Origin of the sequence: Natronorubrum halalkaliphilum (assembly GCF_009834785.1) — an archaeon.
Classification (GTDB): domain Archaea; phylum Halobacteriota; class Halobacteria; order Halobacteriales; family Natrialbaceae; genus Natronorubrum; species Natronorubrum halalkaliphilum.
This window is the reverse complement of record NZ_WUYX01000010.1, coordinates 1-15,804: the sequence shown is the minus strand read 5'-3', so window position 1 is coordinate 15,804 and position 15,804 is coordinate 1. Positions and strand designations below refer to the sequence as shown.

The window sequence follows — 15,804 nt, the reverse complement described above, 5'->3', positions numbered from 1 at the left end:
CAATTCAAGTGAGGATGGGAAAGGATTTTGGTCCTAAGCGGTCGGCTTCGGAAGCTAGGTTCCTCTCTGTAGCCGCTTCTCGACAGGGATGCCGAAACACGCAATATTCGTAGATATACCATATCCAATAGTATTAGCTTTCCGCAACTATATACGAGATTCTGAAGCTGAATCGAAGGGGTATTAATAGATTGGGCATGAAGATGCCGGCATGGTTAAAGATATCAACCGACGCAAGTTCATCGCGATCAGTAGTGCCGCCGGAGTTGCTGGAGTTGCCGGTTGTATCGGCGAGGATGCGGAAGATGCGGAGAACGGTAACGGCAACGGCGACGGCAACGGTAACGGTGACGACGAAGACATCGGTGACGCCCAGCCCGACGAAGGCGGCGAAACCATCTCGTGGCACGCGGGCGGGACCGGTGGAACCTACTACCCGCTGTCGGGTGACTTCAAGAGTATCGTCGAGGACAACACACCCCACGGGCTGCAGGTTCAGTCGACCGGCGCGAGCCTCGCGAACGTCGGGAGTCTCAACCGCGAAGAGGCCGAATTCGCGCTGATTCAGAACGACATCGCGTACTTCGCGTACTACGGCACCGACCACGAGGAGCTCGAGGGCAACCCGATGGAGAACCTCCGCGGTGTCGCGACGCTGTACCCGGAGACGATCCACGTCATCACGCAGGAGGATTCGGGAATCGAGAGCGTCGAGGATCTCGAGGGGCAGACGGTCAACACCGGCGACGCCGGCAGCGGGACGCAGGTCAACGCCCTGCAGATCCTCGAGACCGCGGGCGTCGAGGACTTCACCGAGCAGAACACGGACTTCGACACGGCCGCCGATCAGGTCCGCGACGGCGACGTCGACGCAGCCTTCGTCGTCGGCGGCTGGCCCGTCGGCTCCGTCGAGGAACTCGCGACGACCGAGGACATCTCGCTGGTCGAGATTTCCGGCGATCTCCGCGACGATATCATGGGCGACGCCGAATGGTTCGCCGAGGACACGGTTCCGTCCGGAACCTACGACGGCGTCGACGACGACGTCGAGACCGTCTCGGTGCAGGCGATGATCGCCACCCACGACGGCGTCGACGAGGAGATGGTCGAGGAAGTGACGGAAGCGATCTTCGAAAACACCGACGACATCACGCAGAAGGCGGAGTTCATCGATGCCGAATCGGCACAGGACGGCATGCCGATCGAGCTTCATCCGGGAGCCGAAGCGTACTTCAACTGAGCGCTGGGCTCTACGCCACCGACTTCGATAGTTACCGATCGTGGACCGATTGCCTCGCCGATACGTCGCCGCCGTCGTTTTCACAGTACTGGTAGCCGCGGCAGCGATCGGTGGAGTAGCCGTCGGAACGTCGGCGTCCGCGGATCGGTCACTCGTCGTCGCCGACGGCGAGACCGGTGAACGCCTGCTCGAGATTCCGGTCGACGACGGAGATGAAGTAACGCTATCGTACATCCACAGCGTCGAGAAGACACCCGTTCAGGACGTTTACGTCGTCGACGGGACGACGATTCGAATGGATCGAATGGTGTTTCACTCCCACGGTGCCGGATTGCCCTCCGACGAGCCGATCGAGCGGACCGACGAGGGATTCGTCGTGTACTCGAACGACACGTACGACGAGCTCGGAGTCGTTCCGGCCCCGATCGCCGGACACGAACTCGTCGTCGGCGACGATCGCTACGATCTGGTCTCCCTGTCGGACGGCTGGGTCGCCATCTCGCTAACCGAACGAACCGTGCTTGACTCGATACTCGAACGCGATCATCGGGTGACACCAGCATTCGGCTGACGGATCGCTACTGTATTTGTTATGACTAACGACAACCGCGATACTGATACGCTCTCGGAGGAAGAGTTATCCGAGGAAGAACAGGAGGAGTTGTTACAGGAGGTCGAACGGCGTCGAACACACGGCGGGATCGTACTCGTTATCGTCGCGCTGATCGGGATCGCGTTTTCGGCGTTTCAGCTGTGGATCGCCGCCCGCGGCTACCAGTTCAGCGGGACGGTCCCGGACGTCTCGGTCCAGTTTTACTACGGCGTGATTCCCGACCCGACGTCGATTCAGTTGGGGCTCCAAGAGGTAACCTACGGGCTCCAGCAACTCCAGATCAACGCGATCCACGTGACGTTCGCGCTGGTGCTTGCGTTCCTGCTGTTTCCGGCGAGTCGCGGAGACGGGTTCGTCGCCCGCCAGTTCGGCAAGATCGAACCCGCCGTTCGCGGTCGGTTGGGTCCGGAGCACTCCGTGACGCAACTCGTCGGTCGCCTCGGCGACGGCGTCCGCTGGGCGGCCGTTGATCGGGACCTCCGCCGACTCACCCCGCTCGACGTCGTCTTCCTGGGCCTCGCGTTGCTGCCCGCCTACTACACCGCCACGAACTTCGACGAAATCCAGCGGTCGGCGCTCCACGGAATACATGGAGTTCGACCGATTCACGAGGTCTATCCGATCCTCGAGCCGGTCGTCATGGGAATCGCCGCGCTCGGAATCCCGATCGACGAAGTGTCCTACGCGTTCCTGATGGGGGTACTCGGACTCCTGCTGGTGCTCGAGGCCACTCGGCGAACGCTCGGCGTCGTGTTAATGTCGCTGGTCGGCTCGTTTATCGTCTATGCTCGCTGGGGCTATCTCATTCCCCGCGACTCGATACTCGGAACGATGTCGATCCAGCCCGAAACCTGGGGGAACATCGTCTACAACCTCTGGTACACGACCGAAGCGGGCGTCATGAGCACGCCCGTGACGGTCAGCGTTCGCTTTATCTACATCTTCATCCTCTTCGGCGCGTTCCTCGAGATGAGCGGCGCCGGCAAGTGGTTCATCGATCTGGCCTACTCGCTCACCGGAACGAAAAAAGGCGGTCCCGCCAAGGCGAGCGTCGTCTCGAGCGGATTCATGGGGATGCTCTCGGGGTCCTCGATCGCGAACACGGTGACGACGGGCGCGTTCACGATTCCGCTGATGAAACGGTCGGGGTACTCCCCAGAGTTCTCAGGGGCCGTCGAATCATCGGCCTCCTCCGGCGGACAGATGCTCCCGCCGGTCATGGGCGCGGCGGCGTTCCTCATCGTCGAATTCACCGGAACGCCGTACGGGGACGTGATCATGGCCGCGACGCTTCCCGCGCTCGCGTTCTTCTTCGGCATGTGGATCATGGTCCACTTCGAGGCCGTCCGCGGGGGGATCGGCGGGCTCCCGCGGAACGAACTGCCAAACCCGCGCGAGAGTCTTCGGGCGGGTTGGTTCTACCTGATTCCGATCGTGCTCCTGCTGTACTTCCTCGTGATCGCGCGGTTCTCGATCAACCGCGCCGGCTGGTATACGATCGTCTCCGTCGTCGCCCTGATCGCCGTCGTCGCCGCCTACAACGAGCGCACTCGCGTCCCGCTGGTGGGAACGATCACCGTACTCGGTCTCGTTCAGGCCGCATCCTACGCGACCGTCGGCGGCGGCCTCGTCGACGCGGTTCGGTCGATGGTCGGAACGGGAGCAACCACGGATCCGTACGGCGTCAGCGAAGCGGCGGTCGCGGCGACGGCGGATCTGGGGACGATCGCGATCCTCGTCAGCATCGCGTTCTTGCTCGTCCGACCGAACATCGATGCGCCGCTGCTCGACTTCGACGAGTCGGTCGGATCGGCAGCGAAACGGAGTGCAGCGGTACTCAACCGGCCGCAGCTGGCGGCCAGTCCGGCCTACCGGTTCGGTGCGTTCATCCTGAAGTCGATGGACTCCGGCGCCCGAACCGCGACGACGGTCGTCGTCGCCGTCGCCGCCGCCGGTGTCGTCCCCGGCGTTATCAGCGTCTCCGGGCTCGGCCCGAACCTCGCGTCGCTTATCGGCGACATCAGCGGCGGCTCGATGCTGATACTGCTCAGCCTGACCGGCATCGCGTCGATCATCTTCGGAATGGGGATGCCCACGACCGCCATGTACATCATCCTCGTCGCGATGCTCGAGACGCCGCTGCTGGAAGCCGGCGTCATCCTTCTCGCCGCCCACCTCTTCGTGCTCTACTTCGGGCTGATGGCGGACGTCACGCCACCGGTCGCGGTCGCCGCGTTCGCCGGCGCGGGCGTCGCAAAGGCCGAAGAGCTCAAGACCGCGACCATCGCGTTCTTGCTCTCACTGAACAAGATCCTGGTGCCGTTCGCGTTCGTCTTCTCGCCGGGGATTCTCCTGCTTCGTCAGGGTGAGGACGGCTGGAACGTCATCGGCTGGGCCGACGTCGCCGATCTCGGATTCTTCCTGCCGGATGTTGCGGTGCCCGTCCTCGGGATGTTCCTCGGGGTCTACGCGCTCGGCGCGACGATCATCGGCTACCAGTATTCGTCGATCACCCGCACGAACCGAGCGTTCTACTCGATCGCCTCGATTCTCCTAATGGTGCCGGAACTCCCGCTGCTCGTCGTCGAGGGACTGCTCGGTCTCGCCGGCATCCCGTCCGCGCTAACGATCTTTGCGATCACCTTCCCGCTTCGAGTGATCGGTCTCGGGCTTCTGCTCGGCCTGTCCTACCGCAACCGGGCTCGAGCCGAAGCCGATGAAGAAGCCGACCCCGACGTTTCCGCGCCCGCAGCGGGCGACGCCTGATCGGGCCGACTCGCAGATACGTTTCGGGCGGTTCGGACAGGTCGTCAGCGGCCTAACGAGGCGCGGCCGATTCGCTCGAGTCGAACGGTTACCGTCCCCGCACGACGATCGTTCGATCCCGTCTTGTTACCGCACAAAACAGCGGTTGGACAGGCGTTGCTCCGGACGTTCGTCGAACGCAATCTGCTCGTTAATCACACGCGCTCACTCGAGGTCGACCCGCCCGCTCGTCGCGCTCCGGAGTCGATCCCGAAACGCGTCGGCCTCCTCGAGTGGCACCCGAACGTCGAAGGATACCTCGGCCTGATAGTCGGCGTCGAACTCGTGGCCTTCGCTCTCGAGAATGCTCCGCACGGTTCCGGAATCGTCGTACTCGACGGTGATCGAGACGCGTTCGTGGGGTCGTTCTTCGACCATGCCCGCCGCTTCGACGGCTTCCTTGACGGCTCTGGAATACGCGCGGACGAGACCGCCGACGCCGAGGTTCGTCCCGCCGTAGTAGCGCGTGACGACGACCGCGCAGTTCTCGATTTCCTGCTGTGCGAGGACGTTCAGCGCCGGTTTTCCGGCGGATCCGGTGGGTTCGCCGTCGTCGCTCGAGTACTCCCGAAGGAACCGGCTGTCGGCGGTACCGTCGCCGTCGCCGTCACCGTTGTCGCCGCCGACTCGCACTCGATACGCCGGAACGTTGTGAGTGGCGTCGGCGTACTCCTCGTCGACGGCGTCGATGAACGCTTCCGCGGCGTCGACCGACTCGACGGGACGGACGTGGCCGATGAACTCGGAGCCCTGAACGACGAACTCGGCACTGGCGGGTTCCGCGACGGTCAGATACGTTCGACTCACGATCGCACACCTCCGCCGAATCGCGAGCGCCGCCACGTCCATCGCTTCCGCTCGACCATAGCGGCGCTACTCCCGCTGTCGAAAAGAGCCCATCGGTCCCCGCAGCCTTCCAGAGCGGAGACGGCCAAAACGTGGCCCACCAATACGTTATTGGCGTATGCCGTGGTACCACGGACCATGAGCGACGATATGGACCCAACGCTCTCGGACGAGATTCGAAGCGTCTGCCGAACGAGCGTCGGCGACGAACTACGGAGCGTCACGTACTTCACCGAAGACGCCGTCGAACAGCTCTACCTCCGGTCAGATCTCGACCAGACCGCGGATCTCGTCGGGTTCGCCGACCACGAGCGAATGGGCTTTCGCTCCCAGTCGGCGTACCGACACACCCAACTCGGCGAGTATCAAGCGACGATCCGCATGTTCGCAAACGGCTATCTCTCGCGCGTAATTCGGGGCCCCCACGGCGTCTGGGTCACGACCGACGAGATGTCGATGGAGCGGTTCGAAGAACTCACGAGCGCGCTCGAGGCGGTCCTCGACGACTTCGCGGACGACGTCGCCGAAACCGACGCGTGAGCTACTGGATTTCGATCTTTCGGACGTACTCGAGGTCGCGGATCGCGGTGAAGACGTCGCCCGAGAGATCCTCGTCGGTGATCAGGTAGAGCCGCGGTTCGTCGGTGAACTCGGGGTCCTCGCTGATCGTCTGGCGGATCGAGATGTCGTGGTCGGCGAGGGTCCCGGTCACACCGGAGACGATCCCTTTCTGTTCGGCGTCGTCGGGCGTGATCGTGAGCACCGTCAGGTCGAGTACCGGCGCGAGATCCATCAGACTCGGCACCTGCGAGATGTTCTGGAAGATCCGGCGCAGTTCGGGATCCTCGAGAATGACGTCCGTCGTCGAGTCGACGACCCGGCGGTCGACGCCGATCTCGCGAGCGATCCCCGTGTTCGGAATCTCGATCCCGCCCGAGACGACCCGGCCGTCGTCGTTGACCGAAAAACCGCGCTCGAGGAGGAGTCGAATAACCGCCTGCTGGCTCGGAGATCCCTCGAATTTCTCCATGATCTCATCAAACATTCGTTGTCGGGTATATGCGGGCTGACGTATAATGCCCGGTGATCGACGTCGTCCCCTCGGGTCGCCGAAAGCGTCCAATCCAGAGGCGGACCGCACACTCCGTCTGACGGACGATTTTTGAGGGTCCAGGAAGTAACGCATCCCATGCGCCCACTCCGGACCTGTGACTTCTGTGACGCCGATGCCGCCGGTGCCTTCGAAATCGTCCCACCCGAACTCGAGCCGACCGAGGCCGAACAGCGCCGCGTCGTCTGCTGTGACGACTGTAAGACCCGACTCGAGAACCTCCTCGAACCGCTGTTGGCCCGCGCCGGGGCCGCTGGCATTGGGGCTGGAGCCGATAGCACTCCCGAGACCGAGGCCGATACGCATACCGGAACCGTCGTCGCCGCCGCGGACGAGTCGACCCAAAAGCAAAAGCGTACGTCCAGTCCGAACGCGACTGTTTCGGGGAGTGACGCCGACAAGACGCCGGACTCGAATTCCGGCGCCGAGTCCGCCACTGACACCACCACCGACGCCGACAGGGCCGACTCGAGTTCCGAGTCGGGACTCGAGAACGACACCGGCATCACGTTCGAACGATCCGAATCCGCTGAATCCGACGATAGCAGCGAGAAGTCGGACGATAACGGCCGAAAAACGGACGAATCAACAGAAACCGATGCGAGCGACACCGAAACCGAAGCTGATGCGAGCGACACGACGGCCGACGAATCAGCGACTCAAACCAGCGGGAGTCGCCCACCGAAGGCGTACGGAAAGGTCCGCAGACTGTTGCGAAACCGGGAGTTCCCCATGAAACGCAGCGCCGTCGAAAACCTGGCCGCCGGGGCCTACGATCTCGAGTCCCACGAGGTCGACGCGATCATCGATTACGCCCTCGAGGAGGGCGAGTTCGTCGAGAAACGCGGGAAACTGCGGCGGCCCTGAACCGAACGGCTAGAGCGTTCCCTTCGTACTCGGCGTTCCCGTCCGCCGTTCGTCGACCTGCGTCGCGTCGTCGAGCGTCCGCGCGAGCGTCTTGAACAGCGCCTCGACCTCGTGGTGTGCGTTCTCGCCGGTGACCTCGAGGTGAACGGTGAGTCCCGCGTGCATCGCCAGCGATTCGCCGAAGTGGCGAGCCATATCGCTCGTGAACTCGCCGATTCGGGCCTGGGAAAAGCGCCCGTCGAAGTAAAACCGAGGGCGGCCGCTCACGTCGACGACGGCGCTCGCGACCGCTTCGTCCAGCGGGACCTTCCGATCGGCGTAACGGACGATCCCGGATCGGTCGCCCAGCGCCTCGTCGAACGCCTCGCCGAGGACGATCGCCACGTCCTCGACGGTGTGGTGATCGTCGATCTCGAGATCGCCGTCACAATCGACCTCGAGGTCGAACAGGCCGTGTTTGGCGAACGACGACAGCATGTGATCGAAAAAGCCGATCCCGGTGTCGACGTCGGCCTCGCCGCCGCCGTCGATCGTCAGCGTACACTCGATCGACGTCTCTGCCGTCTCGCGCGTGACAGTCCCCGTTCGCTCGCTCATGTGACATCGATGTTGCCGCCGGTACAAGGGGGTTGTGCTCGCCGGGGCGGCGACGACCAGTGGAACTGGCTCGAGTGACGCGGTCGATGCCCTATTATGACCGAGTTCGGAGGTCAATATACAAAACGTCCTGAAAATGACGTATGAAAGGTCTAAAAGAATCTCAGAGCGTTTCGAAACGTCCTACGAGCCTCGTAACGGGCCCTGAAACGGACCGAAACGACGCCAAGGTTCGATCCATTATATGATGTGTGCCCTGAATGTCGTGAGTACGAAGAGGTGGCCAGAACCGATGTCCAACCATTCCCCGCTCTCGAACGAATCGATCGGTCCGTCCGGCCCTGAACCGGACCGGCAACACGAGCACCGCAGCCGTCAGCTCCTCCGCTCGCTCAAAGGCTCGACCCAGTTCCTGTCGTTCTGGGTCGCAATCGCCCTTCCCTTCGTGCATCTTCCCCTCCTCGCACAGGGACTCGGCGACCCGCAGGTAACCGTCACGTTCCTCACGCTACTCGCGATCAACGTCTGTACCCTCTACGTTGGTCACGGTCACAAACAGTGACCGCTCCGGTACGAGTATGATTACCAGCTGAGGATCGCCGACGGAACCAGTCCCACCGATAACCGCCAGCGAGATCTTCGTTTTTACCGGCCCCAGTCGCTTTTATGTGCGCTATTCTATAGTCAATAGCGTGGCAGACAGTGCTGGTCCAGTTAGGGATTATCGTCGAAGTTCATCGTTTCCCGGCGAAGAACCGAGACACGGTCAGAACAACGGGTTCCGAAGTCTCCGGTTGGCTACGATAATCCCTAACTGCCGACCGTTGTGCTCTACCCACCGACTTCCGAACCGATTAATGCCTCCCCCATCACAGAACGTGATACTCGATGAAAATTCGCGTCGACTGGCGCTCGAGTTGTAGTCTTACCGGAACGGTGCTGAAGTGGCTCGCCGTTCCCCTCGCCCTACCGCTCGCGCTGTCGATATTCGACGGTGACGACCCCCTCCCGTTCGTTGCTGCGATCATCGTCACGCTCATACTGGGCATCGCACTCGAGCAACTGAGCGACGATCCGGACCTAAATCAGCGAGAGGCGTTCCTGATGGTCGCCCTGACGTGGCTCTGTGTCGCCGCAGTCGGCTCGATTCCGTTCTATCTCACCGGACTCGGTGCCGACCCGGAGTCGGCCTTTTCTGGCCTCGTTAGCGGCTTCGTCAACGCGCAGTTCGAGAGCATGAGCGGGCTGACGACGACGGGCGCGACGGTGATGAGCGGCTGGGACTTCGACAACCAGTCCCGCGGGATTCTACTCTGGCGGCAGTTGATCCAGTGGCTCGGCGGTCTCGGCATCCTGATCGTCGCCATCGGCCTGCTCTCGAACCTGATGGTCGGTGGTGCGCAGTTGATGGAGACCGAGAGCCAGACGCGAAACGTCCGCAAACTCCGCCCGCACATCGACGAAACCGCTCGGCTCATCTGGGGTCTGTACGTCGGTCTTACGGCGCTCGGCGCGGCGACGTTCTACGCGCTCCACCTGCTGGGACTGGCACCCAACATGGATCTCTTCAACGCCGTCTCCCACGCCCTGACCAGCGTGGCGACCGCCGGGTTCTCGCCGGAACCCCAGAGCGCCGGTGCGTTCGCGCCGATCGTCCAGTGGGCCATCATGCCGTTTATGATCCTCGGGGCGACCAACTTCGTCCTGCTCTACTACGTTACGCAAGGCGACGTTCGACAGCCCCTCGAGTCCGAGGAGTTCCGGTTCTACATCGGCGTACTGGTAACGTTCAGCGCGATCGTTGCGGCGATCGTCTGGAACGATCCCGAGATCGGAATGGGGACCGAGGAAACGATAAGACACGGGCTGTTCAACGTGGTCTCGCTGGTGACGACGACGGGCTACGCCTCGACGGACTTCGCCCTCTGGTCGGCCGGCGCGACGCACATGCTCTTTCTCTGTATGTTCATCGGCGGAATGGCCGGGTCGACGACCTGTTCGATCAAATCGCTGCGCTGGCTGGTGACGCTCAAGGCGTTCCGTCGGAACCTCTTTACTTCGATACACCCCGAGGCCGTCCGCCCGCTCCGACTCGGCAATACCGTCATCGACGAAGAGACGATCCGCGACATTTACGCCTACGTGTTGCTGGCCATCGTCATCTTCTTCTTGCTGACGGTTTTCGTCGTCATCGACGCGGCCCGAGTCGGAACGGCGGTTACCGAGTTCGAAGCGATCAGTGCCTCGGCGTCGATTTTCCTCAACATCGGCCCCGCGTTCGGGATGGCCGGCCCCATGGACAACTACGCCGGGTTCCCGACCACCACTCGAGCCGTCATGGTGATCATGATGTGGGTCGGCCGCATCGAGATTATTCCGGTTCTCGTCCTCCTGACACCGGCGTTCTGGCGGTCATGAACGACCCTACTCGCTCACAGCTGACGCCGTTCCGCTTGAAGCGAGGGTATCACGTTTCCAGGCCTCGGTTCGGGAAATAAACTACAGCCCAGCGAGTTATACTGTCGGACAGCAGTCAATACGAAGTCGGTCGCGAATTCGCGGCCGTCGACGTCGGAGACGGCCGCAGTAGAGCGACCGATCGTCACGTAATTTCGTTCGACAGTACTAGTCAGCAATCGCGTTCTGGGCGTCCTCGAGCGTGAAGTTCCCTTCGTACAGCGCACTGCCGACGACCACCGCGGCAGCGCCGGCGTTCTTGAGCGCCCGCACGTCCTCGAGCGTCGCCACACCGCCGCTCGCGATCACCGGAATATCGGTCGCCTCGACCAGTTCTCGGACGGGTTCAGCGGCGACGCCCTCGAGTTGTCCCTCGACGTCGACGTTCGTAAACAGAATCGCGGCGGCACCGAGATCCTCGTAGCGTTCGGCGGCTTCGACGGGCGAAATTCCGGCTCCTTCGGTCCATCCCTCGACGACGACCTCGCCGTCTTTCGCATCGAGGCTCACGACCACGCTATCGGGATGGTCCTCGCTGATTTCGGCGACGATATCGGGACGTTCGACCGCCGCCGTACCGAGGATGACGCGGTCGAGACCGCGCTCGAGCAGGTCGGTCGCGCCCTCGGCGGTGCGAATCCCGCCGCCCAGTTGCGCGGGAACGTCGACGGTATCGAGCACGGCCTCGATCGCGTCGGCGTTCGCCCGCTCGCCCTCGAACGCCCCGTCTAAATCGACGAGGTGAAGCGACTCCGCGCCGGCGTCGATCCACCGCTGTGCGGCCTCGACGGGGTCGCCGTAGGTCTTCTCGGTTCCGCGCTCGCCCTGGACGAGCTGGACGACCTCGCCGTCCTGAATGTCGACCGCAGGAATCACCTGAAATGACGGAAACGCGTTCATAGCGGGTTACAGGCGTGGCGCGTGCGTAAACCCACCGACTTTCGATGTCAACGACCGAACCGACGCGGACCGAAGCGTCGAATATCGTTCGGATCGGTCCAGACAACAGGTTACGACCCGTTACAGTCCGGTTCCTGTGCAGAGCGGTTACGGGGAACGATGTTGTGGGTCGGAGTAGCTGGATGTCGATACTCGCTGTGCTCGCTCAGGAGCCCGTGGCCCAGCCCGAACTGACGACCGACATGCTGGTCGTTTTCGGCGTCGTCGCGCTCGCGCTCGTGTTGTTCGTCACCGAACGGCTGCCGATCGACGTAACCGCGATCCTGCTGATCGTCGTGTTGGTCGTTCTGGAACCATGGACCGGCGTCGATCCGAGCACCGGCATCTCCGGCTTTGCAAACGACGCCACGATCACGGTGCTGGCGATGTTAATTCTGAGCGGCGGCATCGCTCGAACGGGACTCGTCCAGGAACTCGGCCGGCGGATGGCGTCCTTTGCGGGCAACAACATCCGCAAACAGCTGTTCGCGACGGTTCTTGCGACCAGTCCCGTCTCCGGCTTTCTCAACAACACGCCCGTCGTCGCCTTACTGGTCCCGGTGGTCACCGACGTCGCAAACCGAGGGAACACCTCGCCGTCGAAGCTGCTCATCCCGCTGTCGTACGCCTCGCAGGTCGGCGGCATGCTCACCCTCATCGGCACCTCGACGAACATCCTCGCCAGCGACATCAGCGCCCGCCTCGGGCAGGACTACCCCGAACTCCACCGGTTCTCGATGTTCGAGTTCACGCAACTGGGTGCGATCGTCGTTACCGTCGGCGCACTCTACCTGATCTTCGTCGGCCACTATCTCCTGCCCGAACGCGTCCCCCCACGGGCGGACTACCTCGAGGAGTACGAAGTCGGCGATTACGTCGCCGAAGTGGCTGTCGTTCCGGGATCGCCGTTCGTGGATGCGACGGTCAACGACGCCACTGAGGGGTTGGGTCCCGAAATTGACGTCGTGCAGGTCGTCCGCGAGGGAGACCGGTCGATCGCGCCCCGTCGAGACACCCGCTTGCGGGAGGGCGACGTTCTCGTCGTTCGCACCGACCGGGACGCGATTACGATGCTCGAGGACGTCAGGGGCGTCGAACTCGTCGGCAACCCCCAGTCCACCGCGGAGATAACGGACGACGACGGTGAAGGAATCGTCACGGAACTGGTCGTCTCGCTCGACTCGCGGCTGGTCGGCGAACGGCTCGAGCCCGAATTCTTTCGCGAGGAGTTCGGCGCGGCCGTGCTCGGACTCCGACGCCGCGGTTCGCTCGTCGGCGAGCGACTCGTCGGCCGTCGGCTCGGCGTCGGTGATACGCTGCTCGTCCAGGCGCCGTCGGACACCCTCGACCGGCTGTCACGCCGCGACGACGTCATCGTCGCGCGTGAACCGCCCCAGACGGAGTACCGAGCCGACAAAGCGCCCATCGCCGTCGCCATCATGATCGGCGTCGTCGCCGTCGCCGCCCTCGAAATCTATCCGATCCTCGTCTCCGCGCTGGCGGGCGTCGTCGCGATGGTCGTCACGGGCGTACTCGACCCGAACGAACTGTACGACGCCGTCGAGTGGGACATCATCTTCCTGCTGGCGGGCGTGATTCCGCTCGGAATCGCACTCGAGCAAAGCGGCGGGGCGGCGTATCTCGCCTTCCTGGTCGTACAGACGGCCGGATTCCTGCCGACGCTCGTCGTGCTCTGGCTGTTCTACGTCACCACGGGTCTGATCACGGAGATGATCAGTAACAACGCAAGCGTCGTCCTCCTGGTCCCGGTGGCGGCGGCCGCGGCCGCAGCGATCGGATCGAATCCCTTCGCGTTCGTCATGGCGGTCACCTTCGCCGCGAGCACGGCCTTCCTCGGTCCGATCGGCTATCAGACAAACCTGTTCGTCTACGGCCCCGGCGGGTACAAGTTTAGCGACTACTTCCGCGTGGGCGCGCCGCTTCAGGTGATACTGTCGATCGTCACCGTACTCGGGATCGCGTTCTTCTGGGGCGTGTGATCGGTGTGGCGTACGGACCGCGACAACCGTTTGGAACCTCGATCAGGGGCCATTTGACGGCTCCTGCGAGACGTAATTGTCACTCAGGTACTGTCTAGTTCGAATAACGTCGTGCTGACTTCCAGTACTTCTTTTAGCGGCATACCTGTATTATACGCTGATGGTCGAAACCGTGCTGTTGGTCGGTATCGTTGCCTCGGTTTTCGTCGGCTTCAATATCGGCGGCTCGTCGACCGGAATCGCGTGGGGGCCGGCAGTCGGTGCCGGTCTCCTCAGTAAGGTCGCAGCAGCCGGGCTGATGACGTTCTTCGTCTTTCTGGGCGGCTGGACGGTCGGTCGGAACGTAATGGACACGTTAGCCGGCGATATCATCTCGATCGAGATCTCGCTGGCGGCGGGCGTGGCCGTCCTCTTTTTTATCGGACTGGGGATCCTCATCGCCAACGTCTTCGGCGTGCCCGTGCCGACGTCGATGACCACGGTCGGTGCGATCGCCGGACTGGGGCTGGCAACCGGGACGGTCAACTACGAGACGATCACGTGGATCATCTCGTGGTGGGTCGTCACGCCGGTCCTCGGTCTCTGGATCGGCGCGGTCGTCGGCCGATACATCTATCCGGAGCTCAACCGTCGGTTCGAGATCAGTTCCTCCGAGGGGTCGTTGCTCGCCCTCGAACGCGGCGGATCGATTCCGAGGCCGGCACTCGGACCGAACACGACGTATCAGGAACTCGGCGGGACGATCGTGGTCCTGATCATCGGCTGTTACATGGCGTTCAGCGCCGGCGCGAGCAACGTCCCGAACGCGGTCGCGCCGCTGGTCAGCAGCGGAGCCCTCGAGGCGGATCCTGCGATCATCATCGCAACCGTCGCGATCGGACTCGGTGGGTTCACCATCGCCCGTCGGACGATGGAATCCGTCGGCAGCGAACTAAGCGACATTCCGTTACTCGCGGCGCTGGTCGTCATGATCACCGCCTCGACGATCACAACCGCCCTCTCGTGGGCCGGCATTCCGATCAGCCTCGTCATGGCCTCGGTAATGACGATCGTCGGCCTGGGCTGGGGCCGCGCCACGCGTCCCATCACGGCTCGAGAGGCCATTCGCGGCGACACCGACGCGGAGCTATCGATGGGGGCACTGACCGCAGAGCCCGACGCCCCGGTAACCAAGATCGGTGAGGCGGAGTCCGACGAAGCGCTGGACGCGGGAGACCTCTTCAACCCGCGCGCGATCGTCAAGTACGTTTCGATGTGGATCATCGGCCCGGCGATGTCGACGCTGCTGGCCTACGGCTTTTTCACCGCCGCCGGAATCAGCTGAGACGGACGGTCGTACCGACTCACCGATTGCGCTTATCGAACCACCGCCTCCACCGCGTTTATTCGGGTCGCCGTCGTAGCCCACGTATGATCTCGCGCGTTCTCGTTCCGATGGACGGCTCGGAGATGAGCGAACACGCCCTCGAGTACGCCCTCGAGGCCTATCCGGAGGCCGCGATAACCATCCTGTCCGTCGTCGGCGAACCGTCGTCGATGTGGGGGTCGGCCACCGGAATCGCGCTCGCCGATGATTTCGAGCAGGCGGCTCGCGAACACGCCCAGCCGACGTTCGACCGAGCGGGCGAACTCGCTTCGGAGGTCGGCCGTGAGGACGATCTCGAAACCGCCTTCGAGTTGGGGCATCCGGTTCGGGCGATCATCAACCGGGCGGACGACTACGAGACGGTCGTGATCGGCAGTCACGGCGGAACCGTCGCCGAACGCCTGTTCGTCGGCAACGTGGCGGAGAAAGTCGTTCGTCGGTCCCCGGTTCCGGTCGTGGTCGTTCGGTGAGCACCGTCACAGCGGAATAGCTAGTAATACCATCGCCGATCGTCGGGGGGGACCGTCATCGTCCAGCGGTCCCGCCGGTACATCGGTACGGCAGACCGTATGAAACGGCGGCCACACTGATCGTATCGGTTCGGCGGAATAGACCGATGACGATCAACCGTCGTCGCGTTCCGTTCTCTCGTCGTCCGCGTCCTCCGTCTGCTCGGCAGTGTTATCGATCAGTTCCTCGACTTCGTCCTCGCGGGGCCGGCGGTCCACCCGCTCGTCGACAGCGTCTACCTCCGCTTTCATCTCGTCGAGCCGTTCGCCGACGGTTCGTTCGATCACCTCTTCGACGGTTTCACCGACCTGCTCCTCGACAGTTTCGCCAACCGTTTCTTCGACCGTCTCGCCCACTTTCTCCTCGACCGTCTCGCCCACCTTCTCCTCGACTGTCTCGCCGACCGTCTCTTCGACGGTTTCACTGACACTTTCCTCGACCGTCTCCTCGACG

Annotated in this window: 14 protein-coding genes and 1 pseudogene; 10 read left to right on the top strand and 5 right to left on the bottom strand. The window is 63.0% G+C overall.

All coding sequences use genetic code 11. The features are described from left to right. The first annotated feature begins 211 nt into the window (after window positions 1-211). Genes GS429_RS02255 through GS429_RS02245 form a run of 3 tightly spaced genes read left to right on the top strand, consistent with a single transcriptional unit; the run spans window position 212 to window position 4,619 of the window. The gene (locus GS429_RS02255; RefSeq protein WP_160062331.1) at window positions 212-1,240 is read left to right on the top strand and encodes a TAXI family TRAP transporter solute-binding subunit; all 1,029 of its coding nucleotides are present in this window, start codon (window positions 212-214) and stop codon (window positions 1,238-1,240) included. A gap of 40 nt (window positions 1,241-1,280) precedes the next feature. Continuing rightward, window positions 1,281-1,811, top strand: a complete 531-nt coding sequence (locus GS429_RS02250) for a DUF1850 domain-containing protein (RefSeq protein WP_328821200.1) — start codon at window positions 1,281-1,283, stop codon at window positions 1,809-1,811. A 21-nt stretch (window positions 1,812-1,832) separates the two neighbouring features. Further along, window positions 1,833-4,619: a TRAP transporter permease gene (locus tag GS429_RS02245; RefSeq protein ID WP_160062329.1), complete on the top strand. Its 2,787-nt coding sequence runs from the start codon at window positions 1,833-1,835 to the stop codon at window positions 4,617-4,619. 204 nt (window positions 4,620-4,823) lie between these two features. On the opposite strand, the gene GS429_RS02240 is transcribed toward GS429_RS02245, so the two are convergent. Beyond that, window positions 4,824-5,465: an IMPACT family protein gene (locus GS429_RS02240; protein WP_328821199.1), complete on the bottom strand. Its 642-nt coding sequence runs from the start codon at window positions 5,463-5,465 to the stop codon at window positions 4,824-4,826. A 177-nt stretch (window positions 5,466-5,642) separates the two neighbouring features. On the opposite strand from GS429_RS02240, the gene GS429_RS02235 reads away from it, so the two are divergent. Further along, a complete protein-coding gene (locus tag GS429_RS02235) occupies window positions 5,643-6,044 on the top strand; it encodes a DUF7522 family protein (RefSeq protein WP_160062325.1) in 402 nt (133 codons plus the stop codon). A 1-nt stretch (window position 6,045) separates the two neighbouring features. Here the strand turns inward: GS429_RS02235 and trpY are convergent, their stop codons facing one another. Continuing rightward, complete coding sequence (gene trpY, locus GS429_RS02230) at window positions 6,046-6,549, bottom strand: TrpY family transcription regulator (protein WP_160062323.1); 504 nt, start codon at window positions 6,547-6,549, stop codon at window positions 6,046-6,048. A 144-nt stretch (window positions 6,550-6,693) separates the two neighbouring features. Between trpY and GS429_RS02225 the strand changes: the two genes are divergently transcribed. After that, window positions 6,694-7,482, top strand: a complete 789-nt coding sequence (locus tag GS429_RS02225; RefSeq protein WP_160062321.1) for a hypothetical protein — start codon at window positions 6,694-6,696, stop codon at window positions 7,480-7,482. Window positions 7,483-7,491: 9 nt separating this feature from the next. Here GS429_RS02225 and hisB read toward each other — a convergent pair whose 3' ends face one another. After that, window positions 7,492-8,079, bottom strand: coding sequence for an imidazoleglycerol-phosphate dehydratase HisB (gene hisB, locus GS429_RS02220; RefSeq protein WP_160062319.1), 588 nt, complete (start codon window positions 8,077-8,079; stop codon window positions 7,492-7,494). Window positions 8,080-8,371: 292 nt separating this feature from the next. Here hisB and GS429_RS02215 point away from each other — a divergent pair, with 292 nt between their 5' ends. Further along, window positions 8,372-8,641, top strand: coding sequence for a DUF8028 family protein (locus GS429_RS02215; RefSeq protein ID WP_160062317.1), 270 nt, complete (start codon window positions 8,372-8,374; stop codon window positions 8,639-8,641). Between the two features lie 326 nt (window positions 8,642-8,967). Then, window positions 8,968-10,497 carry a TrkH family potassium uptake protein gene (locus tag GS429_RS02210; protein ID WP_160062315.1) on the top strand — a complete coding sequence of 510 codons (1,530 nt, stop codon included), beginning with the start codon at window positions 8,968-8,970 and terminating at the stop codon, window positions 10,495-10,497. 207 nt (window positions 10,498-10,704) lie between these two features. Here GS429_RS02210 and hisA read toward each other — a convergent pair whose 3' ends face one another. Next, window positions 10,705-11,436, bottom strand: coding sequence for a 1-(5-phosphoribosyl)-5-[(5-phosphoribosylamino)methylideneamino]imidazole-4-carboxamide isomerase (gene hisA, locus GS429_RS02205; protein ID WP_160062313.1), 732 nt, complete (start codon window positions 11,434-11,436; stop codon window positions 10,705-10,707). A gap of 182 nt (window positions 11,437-11,618) precedes the next feature. Here hisA and GS429_RS02200 point away from each other — a divergent pair, with 182 nt between their 5' ends. The 3 genes from GS429_RS02200 to GS429_RS02190 all read left to right on the top strand — a co-directional run bounded on the left by GS429_RS02200 (window position 11,619) and on the right by GS429_RS02190 (window position 15,311). After that, entirely contained in the window at window positions 11,619-13,475 is a 1,857-nt protein-coding gene (locus GS429_RS02200; RefSeq protein ID WP_160062311.1) for an SLC13 family permease, read from the top strand. A gap of 160 nt (window positions 13,476-13,635) precedes the next feature. After that, entirely contained in the window at window positions 13,636-14,799 is a 1,164-nt protein-coding gene (locus GS429_RS02195; RefSeq protein WP_160062309.1) for an inorganic phosphate transporter, read from the top strand. A gap of 86 nt (window positions 14,800-14,885) precedes the next feature. Then, window positions 14,886-15,311: a universal stress protein gene (locus GS429_RS02190; protein WP_160062307.1), complete on the top strand. Its 426-nt coding sequence runs from the start codon at window positions 14,886-14,888 to the stop codon at window positions 15,309-15,311. Between the two features lie 153 nt (window positions 15,312-15,464). On the opposite strand, the pseudogene GS429_RS02185 reads toward GS429_RS02190, so the two are convergent. Beyond that, a pseudogene (locus GS429_RS02185) lies at window positions 15,465-15,804 on the bottom strand (hypothetical protein); the annotation flags it as partial.